This window comes from Aeribacillus sp. FSL W8-0870 (assembly GCF_037963755.1).
In the GTDB taxonomy this organism is placed as follows: domain Bacteria; phylum Bacillota; class Bacilli; order Bacillales; family Aeribacillaceae; genus Aeribacillus; species Aeribacillus composti.
In genome coordinates this window covers 2,246,423-2,271,841 of record NZ_CP150165.1, presented here as the reverse complement: position 1 = coordinate 2,271,841, position 25,419 = coordinate 2,246,423, and the positions used below count along the sequence as shown (strand labels likewise).

At 36.9% G+C, this 25,419-nt stretch carries 18 protein-coding genes, 1 pseudogene and 2 CRISPR repeat arrays; of the genes and pseudogenes, 14 read left to right on the top strand and 5 right to left on the bottom strand.

All coding sequences use genetic code 11. The annotated features are described in order from the left end of the window. Positions 1–254 precede the first annotated feature (254 nt). Positions 255–811: direct repeats of the CRISPR family, unit length 16 nt; unit sequence GTTTTTATCTTAACTA. A 1,073-nt stretch (positions 812–1,884) separates the two neighbouring features. The 5 genes from NSU02_RS10950 (at position 1,885) to NSU02_RS10930 (ending at position 7,702) form a co-directional block, all read left to right on the top strand. Next, positions 1,885–3,354, top strand: a complete 1,470-nt coding sequence (locus NSU02_RS10950; RefSeq protein ID WP_339192879.1) for a hypothetical protein — start codon at positions 1,885–1,887, stop codon at positions 3,352–3,354. Next, positions 3,335–4,021 (top strand): ABC transporter ATP-binding protein, encoded by a 687-nt coding sequence (locus NSU02_RS10945; RefSeq protein WP_339192877.1) that lies wholly within the window; start codon positions 3,335–3,337, stop codon positions 4,019–4,021. The genes NSU02_RS10950 and NSU02_RS10945 overlap by 20 nt, the downstream gene beginning before the upstream one ends. Further along, entirely contained in the window at positions 4,015–5,133 is a 1,119-nt protein-coding gene (locus tag NSU02_RS10940; protein WP_339192876.1) for a hypothetical protein, read from the top strand. Before NSU02_RS10945 ends, NSU02_RS10940 begins: the two co-directional genes overlap by 7 nt. 622 nt (positions 5,134–5,755) lie before the next feature. Continuing rightward, positions 5,756–6,579: a CRISPR direct-repeat array (repeat unit 30 nt; unit sequence GTTTTTATCTTAACTATAAGGAATTGAAAC). Positions 6,580–6,864: 285 nt separating this feature from the next. Next, positions 6,865–7,053, top strand: a complete 189-nt coding sequence (locus tag NSU02_RS10935; RefSeq protein ID WP_339192874.1) for a hypothetical protein — start codon at positions 6,865–6,867, stop codon at positions 7,051–7,053. Between the two features lie 373 nt (positions 7,054–7,426). Next, positions 7,427–7,702, top strand: a complete 276-nt coding sequence (locus NSU02_RS10930; RefSeq protein ID WP_066251567.1) for a 2TM domain-containing protein — start codon at positions 7,427–7,429, stop codon at positions 7,700–7,702. A gap of 923 nt (positions 7,703–8,625) precedes the next feature. Here the strand turns inward: NSU02_RS10930 and NSU02_RS10925 are convergent. Beyond that, the gene (locus tag NSU02_RS10925) at positions 8,626–8,823 is read right to left on the bottom strand and encodes a hypothetical protein (RefSeq protein WP_082829623.1); all 198 of its coding nucleotides are present in this window, start codon (positions 8,821–8,823) and stop codon (positions 8,626–8,628) included. Positions 8,824–9,965: 1,142 nt separating this feature from the next. On the opposite strand from NSU02_RS10925, the gene NSU02_RS10920 reads away from it, so the two are divergent. Continuing rightward, positions 9,966–10,169, top strand: coding sequence for a Fur-regulated basic protein FbpA (locus NSU02_RS10920; RefSeq protein ID WP_130158730.1), 204 nt, complete (start codon positions 9,966–9,968; stop codon positions 10,167–10,169). A 1,111-nt stretch (positions 10,170–11,280) separates the two neighbouring features. Here NSU02_RS10920 and NSU02_RS10915 read toward each other — a convergent pair. Next, positions 11,281–12,258, bottom strand: a complete 978-nt coding sequence (locus tag NSU02_RS10915) for an ABC transporter substrate-binding protein (protein ID WP_066251568.1) — start codon at positions 12,256–12,258, stop codon at positions 11,281–11,283. Positions 12,259–12,385: 127 nt separating this feature from the next. Between NSU02_RS10915 and NSU02_RS10910 the strand changes: the two genes are divergently transcribed. Together NSU02_RS10910 and NSU02_RS10905 are read left to right on the top strand one after the other, a co-directional pair. Then, entirely contained in the window at positions 12,386–13,429 is a 1,044-nt protein-coding gene (locus tag NSU02_RS10910) for an iron ABC transporter permease (RefSeq protein WP_339192873.1), read from the top strand. Between the two features lies 1 nt (position 13,430). Further along, positions 13,431–14,444, top strand: a complete 1,014-nt coding sequence (locus NSU02_RS10905; protein ID WP_339192872.1) for an iron ABC transporter permease — start codon at positions 13,431–13,433, stop codon at positions 14,442–14,444. Between the two features lie 258 nt (positions 14,445–14,702). Here NSU02_RS10905 and NSU02_RS10900 read toward each other — a convergent pair whose 3' ends face one another. Continuing rightward, a complete protein-coding gene (locus NSU02_RS10900; RefSeq protein ID WP_339192871.1) occupies positions 14,703–15,986 on the bottom strand; it encodes an SLC13 family permease in 1,284 nt (427 codons plus the stop codon). Between the two features lie 742 nt (positions 15,987–16,728). On the opposite strand from NSU02_RS10900, the gene NSU02_RS10895 reads away from it, so the two are divergent. The 4 genes from NSU02_RS10895 (at position 16,729) to NSU02_RS10880 (ending at position 20,920) form a co-directional block, all read left to right on the top strand. Next, positions 16,729–17,394 (top strand): GntR family transcriptional regulator, encoded by a 666-nt coding sequence (locus NSU02_RS10895; protein ID WP_339192870.1) that lies wholly within the window; start codon positions 16,729–16,731, stop codon positions 17,392–17,394. Positions 17,395–17,734: 340 nt separating this feature from the next. Then, positions 17,735–18,532: an enoyl-CoA hydratase-related protein gene (locus NSU02_RS10890; protein WP_339192869.1), complete on the top strand. Its 798-nt coding sequence runs from the start codon at positions 17,735–17,737 to the stop codon at positions 18,530–18,532. A 1-nt stretch (position 18,533) separates the two neighbouring features. Further along, the gene (locus tag NSU02_RS10885; RefSeq protein ID WP_339192867.1) at positions 18,534–19,733 is read left to right on the top strand and encodes a CoA transferase; all 1,200 of its coding nucleotides are present in this window, start codon (positions 18,534–18,536) and stop codon (positions 19,731–19,733) included. Between the two features lie 308 nt (positions 19,734–20,041). Next, positions 20,042–20,920, top strand: coding sequence for a hypothetical protein (locus tag NSU02_RS10880; RefSeq protein WP_339192866.1), 879 nt, complete (start codon positions 20,042–20,044; stop codon positions 20,918–20,920). 129 nt (positions 20,921–21,049) lie between these two features. Here the strand turns inward: NSU02_RS10880 and NSU02_RS10875 are convergent. Continuing rightward, positions 21,050–21,229, bottom strand: a pseudogene (locus NSU02_RS10875) (energy-coupling factor ABC transporter permease); the annotation flags it as partial. Between the two features lie 518 nt (positions 21,230–21,747). Then, the gene (locus NSU02_RS10870; protein ID WP_327859273.1) at positions 21,748–23,004 is read right to left on the bottom strand and encodes a cell wall-binding repeat-containing protein; all 1,257 of its coding nucleotides are present in this window, start codon (positions 23,002–23,004) and stop codon (positions 21,748–21,750) included. Between the two features lie 351 nt (positions 23,005–23,355). Here NSU02_RS10870 and NSU02_RS10865 point away from each other — a divergent pair, with 351 nt between their 5' ends. Continuing rightward, positions 23,356–24,726, top strand: coding sequence for an ATP-binding protein (locus NSU02_RS10865; protein ID WP_339192865.1), 1,371 nt, complete (start codon positions 23,356–23,358; stop codon positions 24,724–24,726). A gap of 2 nt (positions 24,727–24,728) precedes the next feature. Further along, on the top strand, positions 24,729–25,400 hold the full coding sequence (locus tag NSU02_RS10860) for a response regulator transcription factor (RefSeq protein ID WP_339192864.1): 672 nt from the start codon (positions 24,729–24,731) through the stop codon (positions 25,398–25,400). Positions 25,401–25,419 lie beyond the last annotated feature (19 nt).

Here is a 25,419-nt window from a genome sequence, read left to right as displayed (position 1 = left end):
GTTTTAGAACAAAAAGTCCTGCAACAGGTCTTTGATCAATAAAACTACTAGGATCATTTACGTTTTCTTCTAAAAATAATGAAATTTGTCGTCGACCTCCAATCGTGCAAAAATCCTAGGGGATCGACGACTCTTATAAAATTCCATTGAGCCTACACAAATCAAAGGATTGATTAAATGTAACACCTTCGCTAAAATGAAAATAACCAATAAACTATTTTAAGCCAAATACTTATCTAACAACAATTTGTGGGGTTTTTATCTTAACTAGAAGGAATTGAAACTGGGTAGAGATCACACTGCCTATCAGCCAGTCCATTTGTTTTTATCTTAACTAGAAGGAATTGAAACCCAAAATTGATTTCGGAACCGTCAATTTTTTCACCGGTTTTTATCTTAACTAGAAGGAATTGAAACATTTCAAACGGCGCTTCATAGTCGCTTATGAAGTACTGTTTTTATCTTAACTAGAAGGAATTGAAACATAAAAAACTTACACGTGCTCAGCGTATCGCAGCAAAGTTTTTATCTTAACTATGAGGAATTGAAACTCGTTCATTCCGCCACCTCCACTTCTACACCCACAGCGTTTTTATCTTAACTATGAGGAATTGAAACGATGTCGCTGTAAATACCCAGTGTCCTTTGCATTCCGTTTTTATCTTAACTACAAGGAATTAAAACACCCCCGAATCTTCGGAATCTGATCGCCGCCGTTTTTATCTTAACTATTAAGAATTGAAAACCTCTTAGATTGGCGTTCCCTGTTTCAGCTAGGTGCGTTTTTATCTTAACGATGAAGAAAAATTTTAAACCAAAAAGCACGGCCTATGCGGTCGTGCTTAATCAATTTTTATGGTCAAGGAAACGGATGTAGCGCTGAAACATCCATGAGCCAGCGATGCCTTTGTTGAAACATTTGTAATGACTGCTCCTTATTTATGTGCGATGAAACAGCTTGCACGTCTCTGTATTTTTTGCTTGCAAACGATAGAAAGAAACGAAGAAGCCCATTCTTCATTCCGATCACGGTGGCATTATCTGATGAAGCGGTATCAACAAGTTTTATAAGAACAATGTTCACCCAAGAAGAAGGTTATTAACTTTCTGGTTAATATATATTGTCTACATGAGCGCTTACTAGGCGCTCATTTTATTTACTGATAAGCGATCAGATCAGGAAATTCATTTTATTTCCAAAATTAATTGTGTCCAAACCACAAAAAATACTAAAAAGAAAAAATAATCATTACAAACAAATAATGTAAAAAATACTCCAAATTACCTATGAATGTGATAAAATGATAATTAAGGTAAAAAGTGTATAATATTCAATTATTTAGGTGAAAAATGCTTGCTTTATCTTTTGCTATATTACTATGTTTTATTTTTACATTTTCACCATCTGCTGATGCTTATCGAGCCACCAAAACTGTAAATCGCCGCCCTGTTCTTTTCTAACCAAAGCGTTAATCCCGATAACAATGTTACAGCGAAAGCCGATTTGCCTTATTTGTCTGACTGGAAAGGTTGCGGAAATTATAAAGCATATAGTTCTACTACTAGAACCGGGTTTAAGAAGTTAACTCATCAAGTTTCGTTTTATACAGTTGGAGGAAGTGTTTCCTTTAGCGGAGCCGGAGCAAGTGGTAGTGGATCTAGTCCTGGTTATTCAAGAAGCACAACTACAAAATCTTATAGCAGCTCTGGAAATGTTTGTGGAAGCGGTTTAACAATATATCTTGGCATGTACACTACTACTATAGTTGATTATAGTAATAGAACATACACAGCTACTGCAAAAATCTAATATTAAGAGCAGAATATCTACACTTTTTACCTCATTTCCAATATAAAGGCTAATAGGTTAGGAGATATGTTTATATGAAACAAAATATCTATTTGCTTATAGTATGTTTTTTCCTGCTTACAGCTTGCAGTGAACCTTATTTTAAAAATCGGCCTATTCATAGTAATAATTTTATTAATACAATCAATTCTTATATGAAAGAAAGTAATGATGGAAGTGTTTTTGAAGTAACCAGTCAGTCTGAGGAAATATCTGATTTGAAAAATAATAGCTCGATATTATATCTTGGCAAAATAAATGATAAATTACAGCCTAGTGAATGTAAGCAAGAACAAAATAATTTTTATTGTAAGATTTTATTATCAATGTTAAAAAAAGATAGTTTATTCTCAATAGAAGAAATTAATAAGGTTCGTTCATTTTTTGATTTATATTTTCTTTATAATATGATGGAATATATTGGTGATTCAGAGGGGTTAGAAAAAATAAAAAAAGTATTTATGAAGCTGGAGAATCCAGGCAAGGCTGATCAAGTGGAGTATTATTATTTTCTAATATTGGATTATAAGATAAATAACACGGTTGCAGATATGAAAGATAAAATTGAAAATAACATTTCAAGTTTTACTGAACAAGACCTTTTAGACTTAGACTATAATAAACCAATTCTTCTTCATGCCTCTATTATTTTAAGCAATCTATATGATCTTGAAGTAAATTTGGACCATTTAAAAGACATATATGAAAAGAAAGAAAACCAAATAACAATATTATTCAGAGATGAAATTACTTATTGGGTTCATTTAATGATCGCAAAAGAACTAGAGCAACACTTTGAGAACAAAAAGTTTATGACTAATATATTATCAGAAACAAGACCTTTTCATACGTACTTTTATTCATTGGAGAGTATAAGAAATCTATATTTAATGTCGAATGTATTTGCTAGTAAAGAAATTTCTGATGTTGATAAATATTTAAATGTACTAAGCCATCACATAGATAGTTTTAGTCAGGAATTGAAAAACAATAGAGATCAAAGTTATTATCAATATTCATATTATTTAAACTATGCAGAAGAAGTGATTGGAAAATCCTCTCGTAATCAAGAAGCTGCTGAAAATACAAACTGCCGAGACATAAAATTATTTAATGAAATGTATTACTGTTATAAGGCAACTGGTGAGATGGCTACTTCTGAAGCTGTTGGTATAGAAGAGTCAGATGACTTACTTACAAAGGTACTAAAGTACGATATCATTGACCCTACTCCCAAAGATATCGAAGAAATGAAAAAATTATATCCTGAAATTTTAAATAATGAAAGTAAAGACTTCTATATTATATTAAATATTTATACTAGTCTAGTTCAAAAGCATAACCTTGATATAGATAAGGAATTAATTAGAAAAAAGGTAGAGCAGTATGAATGTTATTTAGGATATTGTGAACCAAGAGGTAACTATGTTTTTGAGTTAAGTGTGTATTTGAATAATATCCTTAATATATTAGAGGGTGATGAATTTGCACAAAAATTCCGTTGACAACTATGAGGATATTCATGTTAGTGTTAACAACATTAACTTTCAATATGGCGAAAAAATAATCTTGAGAAATCTCTCTCTTGAGATAAATGAACCTGGTTTATATGCTATTTATGGAAAAAGCGGGTGTGGGAAAACCACTTTTATCAATATTTTATCTTTAATACAAAAACCTCACTCAGGAACCATTAATTTATTCCATAAACAAATTAATTTTGAGGATGTTGAATTAGTTGATGACTTGCGGAAAAAAATAGCGTATTTCTTCCAAGATTTAAATTTAATAGAGACTTTAACAATTAGAGAAAACCTTCAAATTATCTCACTTATAAACAGCCAACCTTTAGATAACGAAAAACTAAATAAATACAGCAGGCAAATACAAATGGAAAACAAGTTAGATATTCCAGTAAATAATCTCTCTGGTGGTGAAAGACAACGAGCAGCTTTTTTAAAAGTATTGGTATTTGAATATCCGCTTATTTTATTGGATGAGCCAACGAATAATTTAGATGAAGAGAATATTCAAATCATAATGGATATTTTATCTAGTATAAAAAAAGATAGGGTCATTTTAGTAGTAACCCATTCAAAATTTGTTGTGGAAAATTCAGACAAATCATTTGATTTTATTCAATTAAATAAAGGATTGAAAGAACTATGTTAAAACATGATTCGGTTTTTTATTATATAAAGCAAAAATATTTAAAAAGTTTAAGAAAGCTTGCGATACTAAACTTTTTATTACTAATATTGATTATATTTTCGATCTTTACAGTATTTATTTCTGCTGAGAACATCCATAATAATATATTAAATAATGATAAATTATCAATGGTACTGATCAATGGATATACAGAAACAGGAGAATTTGAGTACGATACTAACTTAATTTTAAAATTGCCTCATGTTAAAAATCTTACCTATGATTATGAAATTCCTCTTATTTATACTTCGGAAAAAGAGGAGGTAGACTCTATATATTGTTTGCCTCTTAATGAAACTACTAGAGAAGCAATTAGTTTTGACGTACAAGTTGATGACAATGCTTTAGTGCTACCAGAACATTTTAAAAATCAAAAATTAATTTTTTCTGATATGAATCACAAGCCCGTTAAAACTACAAATTATTATTATGAAGGATCAGGCACATATTTTCTAAAGGATCAATGTTATCTCGCTCAACCTTTATATAATAAAATGTTGGCAACAATTAATAGCAGTAACTATTCAGATGTTAAATCACTTATTGTGAACTTAGAAAAAACAGAATATATATATGATTTTGTCAAATCCTTTCATGAAATGTTTAATGAAGATGAAGTTTATGTATATTATCAATCTGAAGGTTTGGAGAACTTAGTACAAAATTCGAAAGTCTCTTTCCATTTGCTTTTGTTTTTCCAGCTAAGCTTACTTATTGTAATTGTCATTGTATATAAAAACAGCTTAAATTCTCTCATCAAGTTAATAAATCGTGATTTACTGTCTCTCTATTTAAACGGAATGTCTAGCAAAGAAATCACATCCCAGTTTTATAAAACAATCGAATCAGGAAACAAAAAAGTTTATATTTTCTCTTATGGAACGGTTATTTTATTTGCTATTCTTCTTTCTAAGGCGCTAAATAATGAAATATTAATGATAATTACCGTTGGTTTATTAATACTATTAAGTTTATTCATTTTGCTAAATAAATTGTTTGTAAAGTATGTTATTTCCAGCATATTAGCGAAGGAACTATCAAATGAGAATATTGTTTCTCAGCTGCGTAACTAGTCTTTAATTAATTAACATTTAGAATGACAACGGGGACGACTAACCGTTGTCATTTTTTTAAATCCAATAATTTCACTTTTTCTGATAGCACATGCTGCAAATTTTCATTTATCTGAAACAGAAAATCGTGTGTAACTGGATCGTTGCAGACTAGAAAATTGCGTCACCAATTAGTCCATATGATTGTGTCAAAAGGGAAATAGAAAAGAGCCACATTGCTTCCCCTTCCTTTGTAGAATTTACAATGGACCAAAAATAAGGAGGAATGCAACAATGGCTTTACCGCAAATGATGTAGTGTCAAATAATCCACTTATCTATTTTCTAATTCAGGATCTTTAATTCTTTACAACTCTTCTCGATTTCTGTCCGAATAAAAAGTCCTAAAAACAAGCCTTTGATCAGTAAGAATACTGGAATCATTGACATTCTTCTTTATAAAAATAATGAAAATTTGTCGTCGACCTCCAATCGTGCAAAAATCCTAGGGGATCGACGACTCTTTTAAAATTCAATTGAGCCCACGCAAATCAAAGGATTGATAAAATTTGACTCCTTCGTTAAAATGAAAATAACCAATTAACCATTTTAAACGAAATACTTTTCTAACAACAATTTTTTGGGTTTTTATCTTAACTATAAGGAATTGAAACTCAAAACCATATTCCCTTTGCAATCTGTTATAGAGGTTTTTATCTTAACTATAAGGAATTGAAACAATCATTCGCTGATTTTAAAGAAAGTGCAAATTCTGTTTTTATCTTAACTATAAGGAATTGAAACCAAAATCCAACACAGCGCCGGCAAACCCAACGGTAGGTGTTTTTATCTTAACTATAAGGAATTGAAACTAATCAACTACAAAATTTTGTAAAGCGTACTTATGGTTTTTATCTTAACTATAAGGAATTGAAACAAAAAGCACTGGAACAAGCAACAAAAATATATTGCTGTTTTTATCTTAACTATAAGGAATTGAAACCGTTCCATTTCTTCCCGCTTCATTTTCAGCTTTTCGTTTTTATCTTAACTATAAGGAATTGAAACACCCACCAGTGAGACACTTTTAAAACCAAAAAACCCGTTTTTATCTTAACTATAAGGAATTGAAACATGTCACTAACAAGTGTATTTCTCAATTCTGAAATCCGTTTTTATCTTAACTATAAGGAATTGAAACTATATGGGGTTCGATATGATGACGGTCGTTTAATGGTTTTTATCTTAACTATAAGGAATTGAAACTCCTTTCCGAGCAATCTCCCAAGCAAGCGTCATTACGGTTTTTATCTTAACTATAAGGAATTGAAACTAAAAATCTTGCAAAATCAGTTTGCGTAAGGTAATCATCGTTTTTATCTTAACTATAAGGAATTGAAACAGTCTGGAAGGAAACACTTGACACAAGCCACCTTGTGTTTTTATCTTACCTACAAGGAATTGCAACACCAAACTAAAGGCCTTTACGTTTGATGCCTACCAATTGCTCCCTTTATAGACCCCGCTGTTAAAAAATAAGGAATAAAAAACTTTGCGGCGGTCATATGATACATTTGAGATATAAAAATATTGTGCCGATATGATGTTCAAAACAGTAAAATTGATGCAGGTGTTTGCTTATGAAATATGATCAAGGTGTTTCCTTGTCTTCTAGATACAGGCATGGCATCACGATCCCCATAATTGTAGATGTAAATCCTGCTGGGAAGTTTGAAAATTGGACATTTCCTTCATGATTAGACGGATGACCCCCATTCCAATGATGAAGAAGCTGTTTAAGGCGCCACACCCTGTTCCGGTGAAAGAGGATGCCGGTACGGTTGCCGCTTTGACAGAAAAAGATTGTTCAAAAGAATGCTACTGGATGTACTTGTTAGCCAATGGCGATTCAGCTCCAACCTTCTTGTTCTGGCCTCTCTAGATGAAAAAGCTCATTTCATCCATCCTGCTGAGAGCTTTATGGTGTGCAATTCATTTGTGAAACGATTTCATTGAATGGTGGCCCATATTTTTTTGAAGCTTTTATTCGCCTTTTTCCTGCAAAAAATTTGTTAATCCTTATTGTTTAAAGAAGGAAAAATTACCCCTTTGTCGAATGGAGTAGGAGAAGAGAGGTAAACGTCGAAACTTAAGCAAATTCGTTGCGTTTACGGTTCAAGACTTATGAAAAACCGAATCAACAGCAGGTTAGAAATTGTCGTGCCTCATTCCCAAATGTAAACGGTGAAGGAAAATATTTTCAGCATTATGAGTGGCAACAAGGCTGTTCAAAAACTAAGCTATATAGGGGGGTGTTGAAAGTCGAAAAAGATGAAAAATATTTAAGGGCGAAAAAAAGAGTGGAAAATTTGAAAGCCTTTTATATGCATTTCATTTCTTATGTTTTAGTGAATTCTATGCTTTTTCTTTTTAACTTAATTTCGGATCCCGGTAATTGGTGGTTTCAATATCCGCTTTTTGGCTGGGGGATTGGACTTTTAGTACACGGCGCCTCAACGTTTGCATTTGGCATATTCGGGGAAGAATGGGAAGAAAAAAAGATAAAAAAATATATGGAAAAAGACAGGTAGAACATTTTAAAAGCGTTCGGAATCGAACGTTTTTTTGTGGAGAGTATTAAAATGGAACATCTAAAAGATGCACCCTGTGAGGTGCATTTCAAACATTACAGTATGGAGAGTTGAATTATGTTTCGTCTATTTCATAAGCGGTGCTTTTTGTGTAAGCGAAAAACAAAAACTTCCTATCATTATGTAGACCATAACGGAAATAGTATGAAAGTTTGTCCGGAATGTGCAGTATATGCGGAAAGAAGGGCATTTAGAAAAAAAGTGTAGGCACCTTTTGGAAGGTGCTTTTTCTTTTCCTTCAAAACTCAACTTCAAAGGAGGGAGCTCTTTGTTAAATACTGCACAAGCAACGGGTAAGGACAAGAGCCAAAAGCGCTGCTAAAATCGATTGGAAACCGCTGCAGAATCAATGTTGAAGCGAACAGCAGCTGATAAATTAGCCAAGATTAAGTTTAGTAACCCATAAAATAATTATGTAAACTAATATAAAAAAGAGTCGACTCATTCATCATATGGATATAAATGGATGTATTGCAACTGGTGGGGATTAACTCAAAGTATGGATATTGTTGAGGAAACAGGTTGGAATGGGTTGATAAAAAGAAAGCTTTCTGATCTTGGAGGATGGCCGCAGACAACATCCCAGAGGATGGCGAATCAGAAGACGAAAAATTCCTTTTGTATACATTGAAACATCCAGAGGGCACAAAAATCCTTTGTTCACAATAAACGCATCGGCATTTTGCAAGGGAATAGTTGCTTGGTCTGTATCGGCTTAATTTATGGTGTCTCCAATGAAAATCTGAACATTAGTGTACTTTTGAAATGCGAAATAATGATGGAACCTCTTGAGGTTATGGCATTAAGGGAATTTAAACAAAACAACGCCCCCCTTAATAAAAGAGGGCGCATTGTAATGTCATTTAGCAGCACTTAGAAGGGTATCCTGGATCAACAATTACGTTTCTTGTAATTGGTCTATAAATATGTCTAGGAACATTGACAATATTGAAACGATTAATCCTTACAATTGGATGAATATAAGGAACTACACGTGGAATGAAACGGTCGCGAACCACATGTTTAGGCGGACAGATAATGGGTCTAGTATGACCAAACATTGGAAACTCACCTCCTAGAATATCTATATACATTAAATGTATTAGCAGGGCTTTTTGAAACGGACAAATATCACAAGTTATATAAAAAATTCATCTAGTTGTAAAAGATTGGGTATATTTGGTATATGAGGGGCATTCAATCTACACATTTTGAAGAAAAATTTTTGTTCGATGTGTTGACGTTAAAAGACGTCCAGATATCCCGCTTTATGTAGAAAGCTAAATTTGGAATGATCGGGATCAAATCCATTTGCCAGCTGCTATAACAAAAAAGAGTTCAGCAACAGAAGAGAAAATAAACTGTTATTATGTTTACTAAGGACAGGAGAAACTCATTAAGTGAGGGGCTATAAGTTTTCGTGTAACCGATTTATCAGCTCCATCAGAGCGGAGTATTATGATTTAAACGGCAAATTGCTAAATGTGAACGGCTCATTTCTTTGTTCTACAAAAACACAGATCCAACGCTTTTATGCCATATTATGCAAAAAATTGCTATGGAGACTTCCCAACTTTTTAACAGCAGCATTGGAATTCCACTTCTTTCAAATAATTGCTTAGAGAGAAAAGCTATCGTCTAAAACGGCATTTCTTCTGTTAAGAAAAACGGTAAGCTGCTTTATTTTTAGCCTGCCGAAACAACCTATACAAGTTGTGAAATAGGGTTTTAACATGTTACCGTACATTCGTCAGGATGGCCGTCCGGGTTTTCACATTTTAACATGTTACTGCACATTCAAAAGGGACTGTTTCCCGGGGTGGATCGGGACTGTATAATTGAAATCAATCTATACTTTGGCATTAACAAATCAACGACCGGTGAGGCAGAATTTTTTTGCCTAAATTCATAAAAACATAAATTTCTACTTGACAGGTAGGATTAATATGTTTTAATATAATGTTAAATTTACTGGAAAATTAAAAACGCCGACTGGTTCACTAGAGGCTCCATTCAAGATGGATTTTCTTGATTTGGGAGCCTCTTAGTTTTTAAATTCGCAGCAGGAATATAAATGATCCGTATAAGGCACAGAGGATGAAATAGTCTTAACAAGATCAGACTTGCACTAAGAAAGCTGGTGCAGCGAAATCGGATAACCATTAAAAAAAACGTAAAAATTTTATGATAAGGAGAGGATCACATGAGTAACCTTCTTCGTCAGGCTGTAGAAATCAGAAGAAAAAAATTGATCAACAAACTGATTGTCTTAAATGCATTTAAGAATGAGGAGATGCTTTGCAAATTAACGTTATCAGAATTAGAATATGAATATAAAAAAACCCAAAGGGATTCCCATCCGCATAGTGAAACAGGGTTGATTCGTTGGACGAGCAAAAAGTTATAATTTTCATCAAAAAATACGCATGATTCTTTTAAACCCGTACATTGGAAAAGGAAGGACAGTGAATTCTCCTCAAAGCATGGGTAAGTGAACTGAATTTTCCAAAAGGTCTTCAACCCTTCTCAATTATTCTGCTAGTGATTTGCAAATCAAAACGCTATGGAAAATTCCAAAAATTTTGAATGAGGATTTATCGAAAACGAAATTTTACGCAATAGCTTTTAGTAAAAATTTCTATCTGCTTTTGTACCTTTAAATACTACTATATAGATAGTATTAGTATGATTTAATAAACTACCAGCTGAATTATTTGAGGCTCTTGATTCGAGATAGGAGGAAATCTTGATTTAAGAGCCTCTTAGCTTTTCATTTTAGTGTAAGGATTATAGATGCCGATTGAAACAGCGTTCTTCATTTTCGCTAAATCCGCCTTTAAATTTTTAACATATATAGATGCCGATTGTGCCATAGGAACAATAGAAAAAATGTACATATGGAGCTCGGTTACGCAGAAGGGGGGAATAAGGCTTCAAAGGCTATTGCAAAGCACAAAATAGCGTCCTCAAACGGTTTAAAGATTTTGTACAACTGAGAGGGGAAGCCGTTTTCATCATCGGCAGCCTGAATCAAATGCAGATCAGCTTGAGTTTGAAAATGAACAATAAAAAATCGCAAACGAGCGTTATTACATAGAAAATAGCAAACAAGAACTTTCAACGACTAATGTAATGAAGTGTCAACCATTACATGAAAAATAGGGGAATTTTCCGGCAAAAACCATGAATTTCAACCTTACAGTTTTGGCTTCATTGGCCAGACATTGAGAAAAGGATAAACTTGTGATCAATCAAGTTCGGTTTTTGCTCTGTTTTCAGATCAGCACATTGAGATGTGATCTATCTACTCCGGTTTTGACCGAAAATAGCAAAACAAAAAACAAAGTTCATTTGATCTTCTGGCAGCTGTATGGCCTGCTGTTTATATGAATTAGACGTTTAAATTCTGACAACATTGAAGTTTGTGACAGCTCGCCATTACGGAAAGGCGTAACGGAAAAAACGCTCAGTTGAAATTTCCAACAAAAAAAGGCATCCGTGATGGATACCCTTTTTCATTATTTTTGTACTAAGGAATCTAGAATATCATCGATGATTTGCGAATTGGCAATAGAGCCTGTGTACAACCAGCTTTTTTCAGGAGAAAATTCAAAAACGTTGCCTGCTTTTACAGCCGGAATGCTTTTCCATAGAGCATCACTTAAAGGTGCTGCATTGGAACCGTCACTATTAATTAAGAACAAATAGTCAGCATCCAATTCTACTAATTTCTCTAAAGAGATAGAGCTCCAGTTATCTGCTGAGTTTGCTGAAATTTCTTTTACAACTTTTGGCACTTTTAATCCTAAGTCTCCGTACATGACGGCACCGCTTGAAAGTTTTTCATTTACGATAAAGAATTGTCCGCCTACTAACCAGACTGCTGCGACAGAAGGATTTCCTACTTTTTCTTTAATTGTCTCTTTCGCTTCGGCTACTTTGGCGTCATATTCTTCTAGAGCTTTTTCCGCTTCTTTTTCCTTTCCTAATACTTCGCCAATAAGCTTCAATTCTTTGCGCCAATCGCTGTTATCTTCTTCACCAATAACAAAAGTAGGGGCGATTTGATTATATTGTTCATATTTTCCGCCTTCTACCATACTAGCAGAGTCCATTATAATTAAGTCCGGATTCATTTTTTGAACTGCTTCAAACGGAAGATCATGAGGAATGGTTGGAATTCCTTTCAGCTCATCTTGCAGATAATCTTGTACGGTTTTCCCGTCGTTTACACTCCATTGTGCGACAGGTTTTACGCCAAGGGCAACAAGATGATCTTCAAGATAGCTGGCAATAATTCTTTTTGGATTAGCAGGAACTTCCACTTTATTTCCCATTCCATCTGTTAATGTTCTTGTTTCTGCTGACTTTTCATTCTCATTTGAAGCTTGATCCGATCCGGAAGAGGAGTCGGTTCCTTGTCCGCCGCAAGCGGTTAGTGATAGAGCTAATAGCGCAGCTCCTATTAGAGAAAATAACTTTTTCTGAAATACCATTTCTAAACCTCCAACTCATATGATAAAATAAATTTTTGGGAAGCAATAATGATAACCATTTTCAATTAAAATATATCTCTGCCACTTTGTCAATCTTAATTTTTATCATTTGGAGGAAAAATGGTTTATGGATTCAACGATACATACGAAAACTGCTTCAGAATCTTTACATAAAAGCAAAAATAGATGGATTGCTCTTATCGTTCTTTTCATAGGCATCATTGGCCTATTTCTGTCAGTTGTCATTTCGATTCGTTTTGGTGCCGCGGATTTGAGTTATCGGGATGTTCTTGGTGCGTTTTTTGCCTTTGAAGAGGACAATCAAGCTCATGTCATTGTCAGGGAATTGCGTTTGCCCCGTGCAGTCGCAGCCATTCTCGTCGGTTCTGCCTTGGCTGTTTCCGGTGCTATTATGCAAGGAATGACTAGGAATCCATTAGCCTCTCCTTCTATTATGGGTGTAACGGCAGGATCGTCCTTTCTCATTGCCATTGCGCTGGCATTTTTACCGGGAATCTCTTATTTCGGTCTATCAATCTTTTCTTTTATAGGTTCAGGTCTTGGCGCTTGCCTTGTGTTCGGCATTAGCTCCCTTTCCCGCGGAGGAATGACGCCTGTGAAGCTGGCTTTGGCCGGGTCAGCGATTACATCGCTCCTAACCTCCTTATCGACTGCGATAGGAATTAAATTTAATATTGCAAAGGATATCAGCTATTTTTTTGCGGGAGGAGTTTCTGCTGTCCAACCAACCCAAGTCCATTTTCTTTTGCCGTTCGTCATTTCCGGACTTTTGCTGGCCATCTTACTGTCGCGCTCTATTACCGTCCTTAACTTGGGCGAAGAAGCTGCCAAAAGTCTCGGGCAAAATACAAATGTGGTAAAATTTTTAGGAGCGGTCACGGTGCTGCTTTTAACAGGGGCAGCTGTTTCAATTGCTGGAGTGATTGGCTTTGTCGGACTCATCGTTCCTCATATTGCACGGTTTTTAGTCGGAACGGATTACCGTTGGATTATTCCTTGTTCTGCCGTTTTAGGCGGGATTTTATTAATTGCGGCTGATATTGTCGGACGCATGGTGAATGCTCCGTTTGAAACTCCTGTTGGAGCGATAACTGCCGTTGTAGGGGTTCCCTTCTTCCTCTATTTAGCCCGTAAAGAGGGGAGGGTGTAGCATGTCAAAAAGATTAATAAACTTCAAAACATTGTTTTTTTCAACTATTTTTTTCATCATTATAACCGCAATCATAAGCATTAATGCCGGCTATATACAAATACCTTTTCATGAGGTCATTGCCGCCTTATTAGGAAATGGAACGGATCAAAATGAATTGACCATATTCCAATTCCGTTTGCCTAGAATATTCATGGCATTGCTCGTAGGGATGGGAATCTCCCTTTCAGGGGCTATCCTCCAAGGGGTTACGCAAAATCCGTTAGCGGATCCGGGAATATTGGGGATTAATTCAGGAGCAGGGTTTGCCGTTGTATTATATATGTTCTTTTTCCAAGGAGCTTCCTTTTTGAACGGCTGGGCTTCCGTGTATGTATTGCCCATAACGGCTTTAGCAGGCGCTTTTCTTACCGCCGTCTTAATCTATTTTTTATCTCGAAAATATGGACATATTACACCGATAAGACTTTTATTAATGGGAATAGGGATGAATGCGGCATTCAATGCCGGCATCCTCATCTTCCAAATGAAAATGGAACCGAATGATTTTACAAGAGCACTTACTTGGCTGTCGGGAGCCATCTGGGGTGCGAACTGGAACTATGTGTGGGCGCTGTTACCATGGTTATTGATCCTTATTCCGATCGCGATTTATAAATCAAAGGTTCTCGATATATTGCTTTTAGGTGATTCAACAGCAACAGGGGTAGGAATAAACGTTGCAAGAGAACGCAAGATTTTATTAATCATTGCCGTTACACTGGCAGGAGTTTGTGTAGCGGTTGGCGGAGGGATTACGTTCCTTGGCTTGCTTGCCCCTCATATTACAAGACAACTAGTCGGGCCAAAGCATTCGAAATGCTTGCCCCTTACTGCCGCTTTAGGAAGCTTCATTCTTTTGGCTGCAGATACATTAGGACGGGTTATCATGGCTCCTTCAGAGCTGCCTGTCGGGATCGTTGTTTCCATTTTGGGGGCGCCTTATTTTATATATTTGCTAATAAAATCAATTTGACGCTATATACAACAAGATTTCATTGCACCGCTTCGTCTCAAAAAACTATACGAATTTGGCTAAAAGCGGCCCGGTTAAATGAGGGAAGGGACAAACACCTCCAGTGTCGAATGCATCAAATAAATTCGATGAATGGAGGTGTTTGTTTTATCCAAAAGATCGAGCGGTCAACGTTTTTTTCATTATTGCAGCTTGAAGCTGCGCTTGTTCGTTATAAAAAACTGTTTTCTGCCGGCGAAAGGATGATCGTTTGCCATGCTATCCCGCAATTAATACAAAAGCAAGCCAGGCGAGCCCAGGTCCAAGCGCTACGACTACAACAGCAGAAAGTAAAAGCTGTTTAAAAAATACATTCTCTTTTACCCCTTGTACGTTTGCGAGCAGCAATGCACCGTTAGTGGAGAAGGGGCTTATATCGACGATGCTTGAAGAAATGGCAATGGCTGAAACGACACCGATGGAAGAAATGGTCGGGTCCTGTAAAATGGGTGCTGCCAGCGGGATGATAGCTGCCAGAAACCCTGTTGTCGAGGCAAAAGCTGAAACGATGCCTCCTACGTATGACGATGCAAGGGCTGCGATTACCGGATTTCCTACTTTTGCGATTAAGTCAGTCATGTAATCAATCGTTCCAATTGTTTCTAAAACGCCTACGTATGTGACAATACCAGTTATTAAGAGAATCACAGACCAAGGCATCCGTGATAGAACGCCCTTTTGCTGCTTTGGAGCAATTAATGCTAGCACTAATCCTACTCCAAGCGCTGCAAAGCCGATATCGATATCGAACATAAGAGCGAGGACGACGAGTGTGATGATCCCTAAAAGTGTGATGCCTTTGTAAAAAGTTAATCCATTTTCTTGTGATTTATTGTTCTCATTTGCGGAGGACCCTTCAGCTCTAGACGCTGCATCTTCTTCGGCAGCAGTTCGCTTTTTTAGCAGCCGAAGTCCTCCCAAAACGATGAACACAATCACAGAAGCAAATACACTGAAGATAAAAGCGTTTATGAAAAGCAACCCCGGCGAATGAGGAAGATCTCTTGCCTGCATAACGCCGTTAACAATCACTCCATAAGGATTAAGCAGTGAGAAGGATCCCGCTGTGGAACCAATCACTAACAATAACCCCATCAAGAGAGGATTAATGTTGTATCGTGCGGCAAAACGCAGCGCAATCGGCGCTAGGATCGCAATAGCAGCAGGTCCCAAAGTGCCGACGCTGGTTAAAATAGCGCAAAGCAAAAACATAATCCATGGCACGAGACCTAGATTACCTCTGACTAGGCGAAGACCCCATCCGGTAATCAAATCAACTGTCCCGTTTTTCTCAACAATTGAAAACAGATAAGTCACTCCAGCAAGAGTGACGAACAATTCAGCCGGAAAACCGCTGTAAATGTCGTCAATATTTAATCCGCTGATTACAACTCCGACGATAAAAGCAGCTACGAACCCTAAAACACCGAGGTTAATTGGCAAAACTGAACCTACAATAAACATCAACAGAAGCACAATAATTCCAATGAGCTCAATACTCATATTGATTTTTCCTCCTAAGCTTTGGAATGAAAATAGAAAATCCTAAAAATTTGAAACCGCTTTCTAAAAACCCCAGCTTACTAAATCGACGATCGACAATGCATTATAAGAATATGAATGGCTAGAATAAAGGTGACTTTTTATTTGAATATTCTGAAAAATATAATTTCAAATCATAAATCGCACCTCTCGAAAAAATAATTGAAATGTATGCTTTTTATTTTGAATGACATACTGAACATTTCGGCGACTTCACAAGGAAATCGGCTGCTTATCCTATTTGTTAGAAGGCGGTCCAAGGGCAAAATAAAGAGAGAACAGCATTCATAAGATAAAGTGTTTTTCGCACATTCCCTCCTTTTCTCCGTTTTTCATTCATCACAGATTATTTGCAGCTATTCATTCATTTACAAAAATGTTTACGAAAGCAAAATGAAAAATATGCATCTTTGTCAATTGTCGACAGGATGTACGAAGCGATGAAATATTCGTAATAAAAATTTGAATATTCTTATTTATGAAGTCATTTATAATGAAAGGGATCACATTAATTTTTATATATGGAGGAAGGAGAACTTCTATAAATTTCGAATAAATTAGAGCAGTGCAGCAAACGAAAGATTTGCGGAAAATCTTCCAATACAATGCCGACTTTACAGAATTTTTCGATTTGTATTTATAAACAAGTTATAATAGGATTATAAAAAATAGACAGTCGACATTATAGAGAGGAAGAGCGGGAATGAAAAATAATCAATTATTTTACAATCATTCGTTGTCCCACAAAATAGCGGAAAAAATAACAAACCAAATTATGGCGGGGGAGCTGAAGCCCGGAGAAAAAATTATTGAATCCACTTACGCAGAAGAGTTTGGAACGAGCAGGGCGCCTATTCGAGAGTCGCTCTATTTGCTGGAAAATGAAGGGTTAATAGAGCGAATTCCTAGAAAAGGCGCTGTAGTGAAAGGCTATACGGAAGATGAAGTTTATGATCTTCTTGAAATGAGAATCGTATTGGAAAGCCTTGCGATGAAAAGAATTAAAGTCCGCGGGGTAAATGAAGAAATTCTTAAGAAAATGGGGCAATTGGTACAAAAGATGTCAGAGGTTGATGACGAAAAACAGTATGCCAATCTGAACCAAGAGTTTCATATGCTCATCATTGAAATGAGCAAAAGCGAAATTATTAAAGAAATGTATTGGAGATTAGGACGTCCTTTGCTCGTACTTCAAAGAATATCGTTTCTTGAAGAGGAGCATATAAAAAAGTCTTTGAAGGAACACCGCATTATTTTAGATTTGTTAAAGGAAAACCTGATCGATGAAGCGCTTGTTTTGCTTGAAAATCATAATCATAGCGTAATTAAAAGGGTCGAAAACAAAACGAAAAATAAACAATCGTACTAGCAGCAAAAAAGGGAAAACAACGAGCGCTGTAAATGTCTTGAAACGAACAGCATATACATGATTTTCGGGAGTTCATATGAAGGAGTGAAGCCCTTTTCATATAAGCTCCTTTTTTTATTTTTCAGCTTATTGACTGGGTCATAATCAAAACATGGTTTTCTCAGCAAACGCAAAATAAAAATTTGAAATTTTTAGAATTTTCATTGACTTTTATAACATGAGGGGATATCATGGTTGTAACAAGATGATTGTCGACAGTCGTCCATTTTCTAGGAAGAGCTTTTTTTGAATTCTGATGGTGTTGTTAAAAAATATGAAGACAAGAGATAGGTGATTTTTAATGAGGGTAACGATTAGTCAGGTCGAGGCGGATGGGAAAATTATACTTCAGGAAAGTGCCGGGCTTGCCATTGTAACGATCCAACGTCCACACCTAAAAAATGCTATAACATCGGGGATGTGGAGGGAGCTGGCGGAAATCGGAAGGCTGATTCCTGAAAACCCGAAAACACGAGTGGTGATCCTGCGCGGAAGCAAGGATCAATTTTGTTCAGGTTCTGATTTGAAAGAATTTAACCAAATGTCGATTAACGAAGCGCACGAAGCTTTCCGCTTAATGGAACAAGCCATTTCGGCGTTTGAAAAACTTCCGTTGCCAACCATTGCCGCTATAAATGGTCCGGCATTAGGTGCAGGATTTGTTCTATCTTTAGCGTGTGATCTTCGGGTTGGGACCTCTAAAGCTAAAATGGGAATCCCAGTCGGACGGCTGGGAATAACGTTAAACCAAATGTTTGTAAAACGGATTGCAGATCTGATCGGAGGGAGCCGGACGATGGATTTAGTTTATACAGGTCGACTGCTTGATGCTTCAGAATGCTGTCAATTGGGATTAGTTAATTACATGGTTCCGGATGATGAGGATGTGGATCATTTTACATTACGTTTGGCGAAAAAAGTTATGGAGCAGTCACCGGCGTCTCTTCTTGCTGTTAAAAGATCTGTCGCCTACAATAAACCGGCACTTTCATTTCCGTGGGATACAGGTACGGCGTCCAGTATTGACGCAAATGATTTTCCTGAAGGTGTTCGTTCCTTTGTAGAAAAAAGAAAACCGAATTTTAAAGGGAGAGGTTGACATGCTGCCACTTGCAGGAATTAAAATTATTGACTTAACAAGAATATTGAGCGGCCCTTTTTGCACAATGACATTAGCTGATTTAGGTGCCGAGGTGATAAAAATAGAAAGTCCGCAAGGGGATGATACAAGGCAATGGGGTCCTCCGTTCATTAAAAATGAAAGCGCGTACTTTCTCAGTGTCAACCGCAATAAGAAAAGTGTTGTTTTAAATTTAAAAGATCCAAAAGGAAAAGAAATTTTACTGAAAATGGTAGAAGAAGCGGATGTTGTTGTTGAAAACTTTCGACCCGGCACATTAAAAAAGCTCGGAATTGATTATGACATCTTAAAGCAGCATAACCGCAGAGTTATTCTTGCTTCGATTTCCGGCTTCGGTCAAACAGGACCGTATTCAAAAAAGCCTGGTTATGATGTCCTGGCTCAAGGAATGGGCGGGTTAATGTCCGTTACAGGCGAACCAGGCGGTACACCAGTTAAAGCTGGATATTCTTTGGCAGACATCGGCGCAGGCATGTGGGCCACAATCGGCATACTGTCAGCACTTTGGGAAAGAGAGCGTTCAGGTCAAGGACAATGGATCGATGTCTCCTTGCTCGACACGATGGTTTCTTGGCAAACGTACCTTGCCGGCAATTATTTTGCGACAAACAATGATCCAAAGCCGCTGGGAGGAGCTCATCCGAATATTGTGCCTTACCAGGTTTTTGAAGCTTCGGACGGCCACTTTATTCTTGCAGTAGGAAATGACAGCCTTTGGAATTCGTTGGTTGACGTATTGGATGTGGAAGCTCTTAGAGACCAGAAATTTAAAACGAATCCGGACCGGGTTCAAAATAGAGATGAACTGATTTCCATACTTGAAGAAATATTTAAAAGAAAAGCGAGAGACGAATGGGTTGACATATTGGAATCAGCGAAAATTCCATGCGGACCTGTTAATAAGCTTTCGGACATTTTAAATGATGCCCATATCAAGGAAAGGGAAATGGTCGTTGAAATGGAGCATCCTTCCCTCGGCATCTTAAAAATGCTTGGTGTACCTGTAAAATTATCGCGCACACCGGGCAGGATCAAAACGGTCCCTCCAGCTCAGGGGGAGCATAGTGAAACCGTTCTAAAGCAAATGGGCTACAGTGAAGAAGAGATAGAAACATTTATAAAAGAGGGGATTATTATCCCTCAACAAAAATGTGTGTAATTCGATAAAATTTAGTCGACAATCGACTAAAAATATTTTAATAATTTGCTAGTTTTTTCAAGTAAAAAAACTTCCTCTGTTTCATTGTGTATGATGCTCGATCCAAGGCCTATTTTTTTGAAATTCATGAATATTAATAACCCACATAACAATCGGAGTCCCGAAACAAACATTTGCTGTCATACGAACTGAATTTTCCTGTAAATAGACAGAATAGAGTTTCCGGTTTGCCGGATCCGGTCCGCCTTTAAGTGTTACGGGCATTTTCCTTCAGGTTGAAAGATTTTTAAGAAAGGGGTATTCACCCAATGCGCGTATTCGCTCTTGTTGGCCGCAGCGGCACGGGAAAAAGCACCAGCGCACTTTCTTTCGCACATAGTAAAAACATACCGGCAATGATTGATGATGGATTGTTAATTTATAAAGGGAGAAAAGCTGCAGGGAGTTCAGCGAAATATGAAAAGAACTATATAACCGCTATTAAACGGGCTGTCTTTTTTTATGAGGATCACCGAAAAGAAGTCCAAAATGCTATTAAAGCACTTGATATTCATTCGATTCTTATTATTGGTACGTCTACAAAAATGGTTGATCAAATTGCGGAAACATTGCAATTAGGAAAAATCACCAAATATTACAAAATTGAAGAAATTAGATCGTCAAAGGAAATCAACATGGCATTATATGTGAGAAAAACAGAGGGGAAACATATTATTCCGATTCCATATGTACAAGTCGAACAAAATATTTTAAAGAAGATCATTATGAAGGGAAAGAAAATTTTTTCTACCCAAAAAGAAGAGATTGGCGAAACAACGATTATAAGACCACGGTTTCATCAAGGAACCATCCACATTTCTGAACACGTTTTAAAACAAATCATTTCCCATGCCTGCACTTCGGTAGAAGCAGTAAAAAAATGCCATCGGATAGATATTGCATTAAACGAGCTGCCGAATATAAAAATCACCCTCACCATATTTTATCCATTGGATGAAGCGTTACCAGTCATCGCAGAAAAGATTCAACAAAAAGTTGCTGAAGATTTTTTAAAGTTTTTAAATATAGAGTTAAATAGCATTACTATTCATATCAGTAAATTGTCGATGGAACACTCTTATTCTGCATCGATGATCCGGACTGCGCGTTATGATTTTTGGGCTGATAAGTTATGCAAAATTAGGTAATCGTAGCTGAGCAAAGGGGTGCCATATGATCAAAAAGTCAGTCATTATTATAAAAATGGCAAATGTAAAAGAACGGATTATACAGTAAAAGGCATATTGAAAAAATAAATTCATATAGAGCAAGTATTATATTTTTAATGCTGACAGCACAAATGCAAATGCTCCAGATAAACCTAGCATCATTTTGAATTCAGGATGCTCCTGAAGCTTCTTTTTAATAGAGAGTAAGCCTATAATTAAAGAAGGTAAAGTAACCCCCCACCAAAATAAAGCCCATTCAATCGGCAGAAAACCTTCCATAATATGCATGGCGATGGCCTGTTCCGGGATAAAAACGAATAGAAATGATTGGGAGCTTCCTTTTCGGCCCAACAGCGATGAGTGTTGTTGGATTTATTGTTCTCTTTTTCCAATCATTATTTACACAAATTTATCTCTTGTTAATCCGCCATTTTCAAACATTTTTAGCTGATTGAAAACGCCAGTTTATTCATCGTGAAGAATACTCAAAGTTTTCAATAAATAGGGAAATATACAATTTAAAACAGATGATGTGTCTTGTACGATTCTTGGTTTTGCACTTTTTGTTATTTTGGAAAATGAAAAAAATTGACTTTGTCCTCAGGGACAGAAAGAATATAAAACGCCTCAAACTAATTCGTGGGCACAAATAAATCTTTGAGTATCTTCGGGACAGAAAGAATATAAACTCCTCAAACAGCAGGAAGCTAAATGGAAGCGACCTTTCACACTTATCATATGTAGCTGTTTATTTACTTTAAAAAGATTAGTAAAACCGGGCGTTCAATTTTCACGCCCGGTTTTCCTTAATGCCCTCCATGCCCGTGTCCGTCTTCCTGAGCAATTTCAAGCTTGTCATCTAGAATTCCTTGTGTTTGAAAGGAAATTTGTTTTTGATCTCCGATGATAAAACCATGATTGTAAGGACCTGTTGTCGGGTCATCTTGAAAGGTTGGCTTGATGCTTGCCAAGAAATCATATGTTTCTTGTTGAAGCTGTCCTTTGTTTAACCAAATCATCGGTGCATGTTTGCCGAGATGTGAAAACGGCGCGGCAGCTAAAGCAAGCTCTGGTGAATCTGTTGAAATAAAAGAAACACCATGGCCCGGTTCCGTTATACCCCATCCGAATTGAGTGTCTTTATCTTTAAATTTGGCAAATTCAATCGAAGTGGTTACAGGGTCATTTCCAGCTATTCGATGAACAGTCCCGTATTCTTTCAATTGATTTTCTACATCTTTAGAAATAACCTTCTCTGGTCCTAAAATATAAATGTTTGCTTTCTTGTTCCGTTTCTTAAGCGCATCTTTCGTTTCTTTAGGAAGCTCGTGTTCAGCAGCAAACAGTATAGGCTCAGGCATATGGGAAATCCAATTAACGGCTGGTATGGAATATAGTTTATGTTGATCCTCTGAAGAAACGATGATCACGCTTTCTGGATAGCCTTCGGATACTTCTGCATAAGCTTGATCGACATTTCTTGCGAATTCTGCGGGATTTTTTCCTTTGATCTGTTCTATTTTATAACCTGACAACTGGTTGATGACATTGTTTGAAACATCTCCTAACACAACAATTTGAGTGCCGTTCCGGTTCCCAGTCGGATTTAACCGTTTGATTTCACTCAACACTTTATCGGGAATGTTATCTTGATGAATCAGTAAGATCGGGCCGTTATTTGGATGATGGATTAAGTCAGCTCCGGCTAATGTTGTTTGCCATTGACCAACAGGCGACAGAATAACGGCTCCGGGTTGATTTTCTTTATGTGTGGCAGGCCAAATGGTTTGGGATACGTAAATGGATGCACGAATTGGATCGGCAACAGGAATTCTCGTTATATTTTTCGTGTTTTGAACAATTAAGCTTTCTTCAGCATTAGGATTAAATTGTGCGGGCGCTTTGGAAAAGTCTTGATTTTTTGTGCTCTGAGTGTCTTTTCCGTTATGATTGGCATGATCATTCATATTTTCGTGGTCCATTTTTTCATGATTCATGTCTTCCGTATGTTCTCCTGTATGGCCGTTGCTGCTTCCGTTGGAACATGATGCAGAAAAGAGCATGAAAGCTGTTAAAACGGTAAGAAAAATCAGCAGCTTACTATTTTTTTTCATTCTAATTCCTCCTCCTAACATTTTCTTTGCATCTGTTTTAACAAAAAAATGTGCAAAAATGATGGAGACGGTCCCTTTTTGATCCTGTAAATTTTTTTATGCGAAAATTATTTACTCGCCAAAAGGTGTGCCCGCATTTGGCATCCGCTCACTGTTTTAAAGTTCGGACGGGGGAGGACAGATAAGCGTTGGATGAAAATGATATAATGAAAAAATGAGAACAGAACGTTCGGTTAAAGGCGGCGAAGAGCTTTCCTTTTTGAAGAGAAAGCTAGTTGGCTGATAAGGAAGGGACAAAAAGTGAAAAAAATTTCGTTTAAATTAGGGCTGCTATTTTTCGTATTTGTTTTGGGAGTCGAAATCATTTTATTTGTCTCATTGTACATAACTTTGGTCAATTCAAGAATTGAGGAGGAGTTTGAGCATCTATTGGCGAGAGGGAATAACCATCGCGATGTGCTGGAAAAAAACTTTGACCATTCCACGCTGGAGCATGTGACGATGATGGAATCGGAAGCGGTGACGGATGTAGTGATTACAAATGAGAAAGGCAATATATTGTATTATTCCGATGACATATTGCCTTTTGCCAAAAAAATTGTAAATACAATGGACAGAACGATTCCGCATGACGGAATAATCGTGCAAAGAAATTGGCAAAAAGAGTCGCATATAGCGACAGTAAGCCCGATACGTATTGACGGCAAGATCAAAGGGTATGTCTATATGTTTCAAAATACCGATGCTATTCAAAAAATGATCTATAAGTTAAAGCATCATTTCGTTTTGGTTGGATTTCTTTCGGTATTTTTAACCATTTTGACGATCGCTTTTTTATCAAAAGTGATAACAAATCCCCTTATTCGTATGAAACAGGCAACCGAAAAATTGAGCAAAGGCGATTTTTCTGTTCGCTTGCAAGTGAAAGGGGAGGACGAATTGGCGGAGCTGGGGGAAGCGATTCAAACATTGGCGAGAGATTTGGAATATTTAAAAAAAGAAAGAAAAGAATTTCTTGCCAGCATTTCTCATGAGCTCCGAACCCCTCTTACATATGTAAAAGGGTATGCAGATATCGCAAGAAGGCCGAATCTAAAAGAAGAGGAGAGGAACCGCTATTTGGCCATTATTTATGAAGAAGCGGAGAATATGCAAAAGCTTGTAAAGGAACTGTTTGAATTAGCAAAGATGGATCAACATTCATTTCAAATCCATAAGGAACCGGCCAACTTGTGTGATTTCTTAAAGAAATTACATGACAAAATGCTACCTGCGTTTCATGAGAAAAACATGTCACTTATCTATAAATGTGAAAAAAACATTACCGTCCAAATTGACCAAAAGCGATTTGAGCAGGTGATGATCAATTTGTTGGACAATGCTTTAAAATATTCCGATGAAGGCTCAGTTGTATCGATTGAAGCAAGAGCGGAGAAAAACAGCATAGTGATCATTGTTTCAGACGATGGAATCGGAATTCCAGAGGAAGATTTGCATCATATTTTTGAACGATTTTACCGAGTGGATAAATCAAGATCAAGAACAAGCGGCGGTACTGGTCTCGGATTGGCCATTGTTAAGGAGATCGTCGAAGCGCACGGAGGAACGGTTTACGCCGCCAGTGAATACGGAAAAGGAACAAACGTTGTTATCACGCTGCCGGAGGTATAAGGATGTACACGATTTTGCTCGTTGATGATGAAAGAAAAATGTTGGACTTGCTGGAGCTTTATCTTTCCCCTCAAGGATATCATTGCGTCAAGTGCGAATCAGGACTATCAGCCATCCGATATTTAGAAAACAACAAAGCTGAACTTGTCCTGCTCGATATTATGATGGCGGAAATGGATGGCTGGGAAACCTGCCGGAAAATAAGAGAATTTTCAAACGTTCCTATTATAATGGTAACAGCAAGAGACCAAACATTCGACATTGTTAAAGGCCTCAAACTCGGTGCGGACGACTATATAACAAAACCGTTTGACGAAGCTGAACTGCTTGCTCGCATCGAAGCGGTGCTGCGTCGTTCCGCAGGAAAGCGTTCAATTATTGATGTTCAAGGATTGGTGTGGGATCAAGAAGAACATAAAGTCCATTTTCAAAACGAAGACATATTATTAACGCCGAAAGAATTCGATATTTTAGGGCTGCTTTTAAAGCACCCGAACAGAGCGTTCAGCAGGGAAGAAATCATTGTGTCCTTATGGGGATACGATGCCGAGACCGAAGAGCGAACCATCGACTCTCATGTAAAAAATATCCGCGAAAAACTGAGACAAGCCGGTTTTCCGATCGATCAATTCCTTCGCACTGTTTGGGGAGTAGGGTATAGATGGGGAAAATAGCTGTATTGCCGGATTAGCT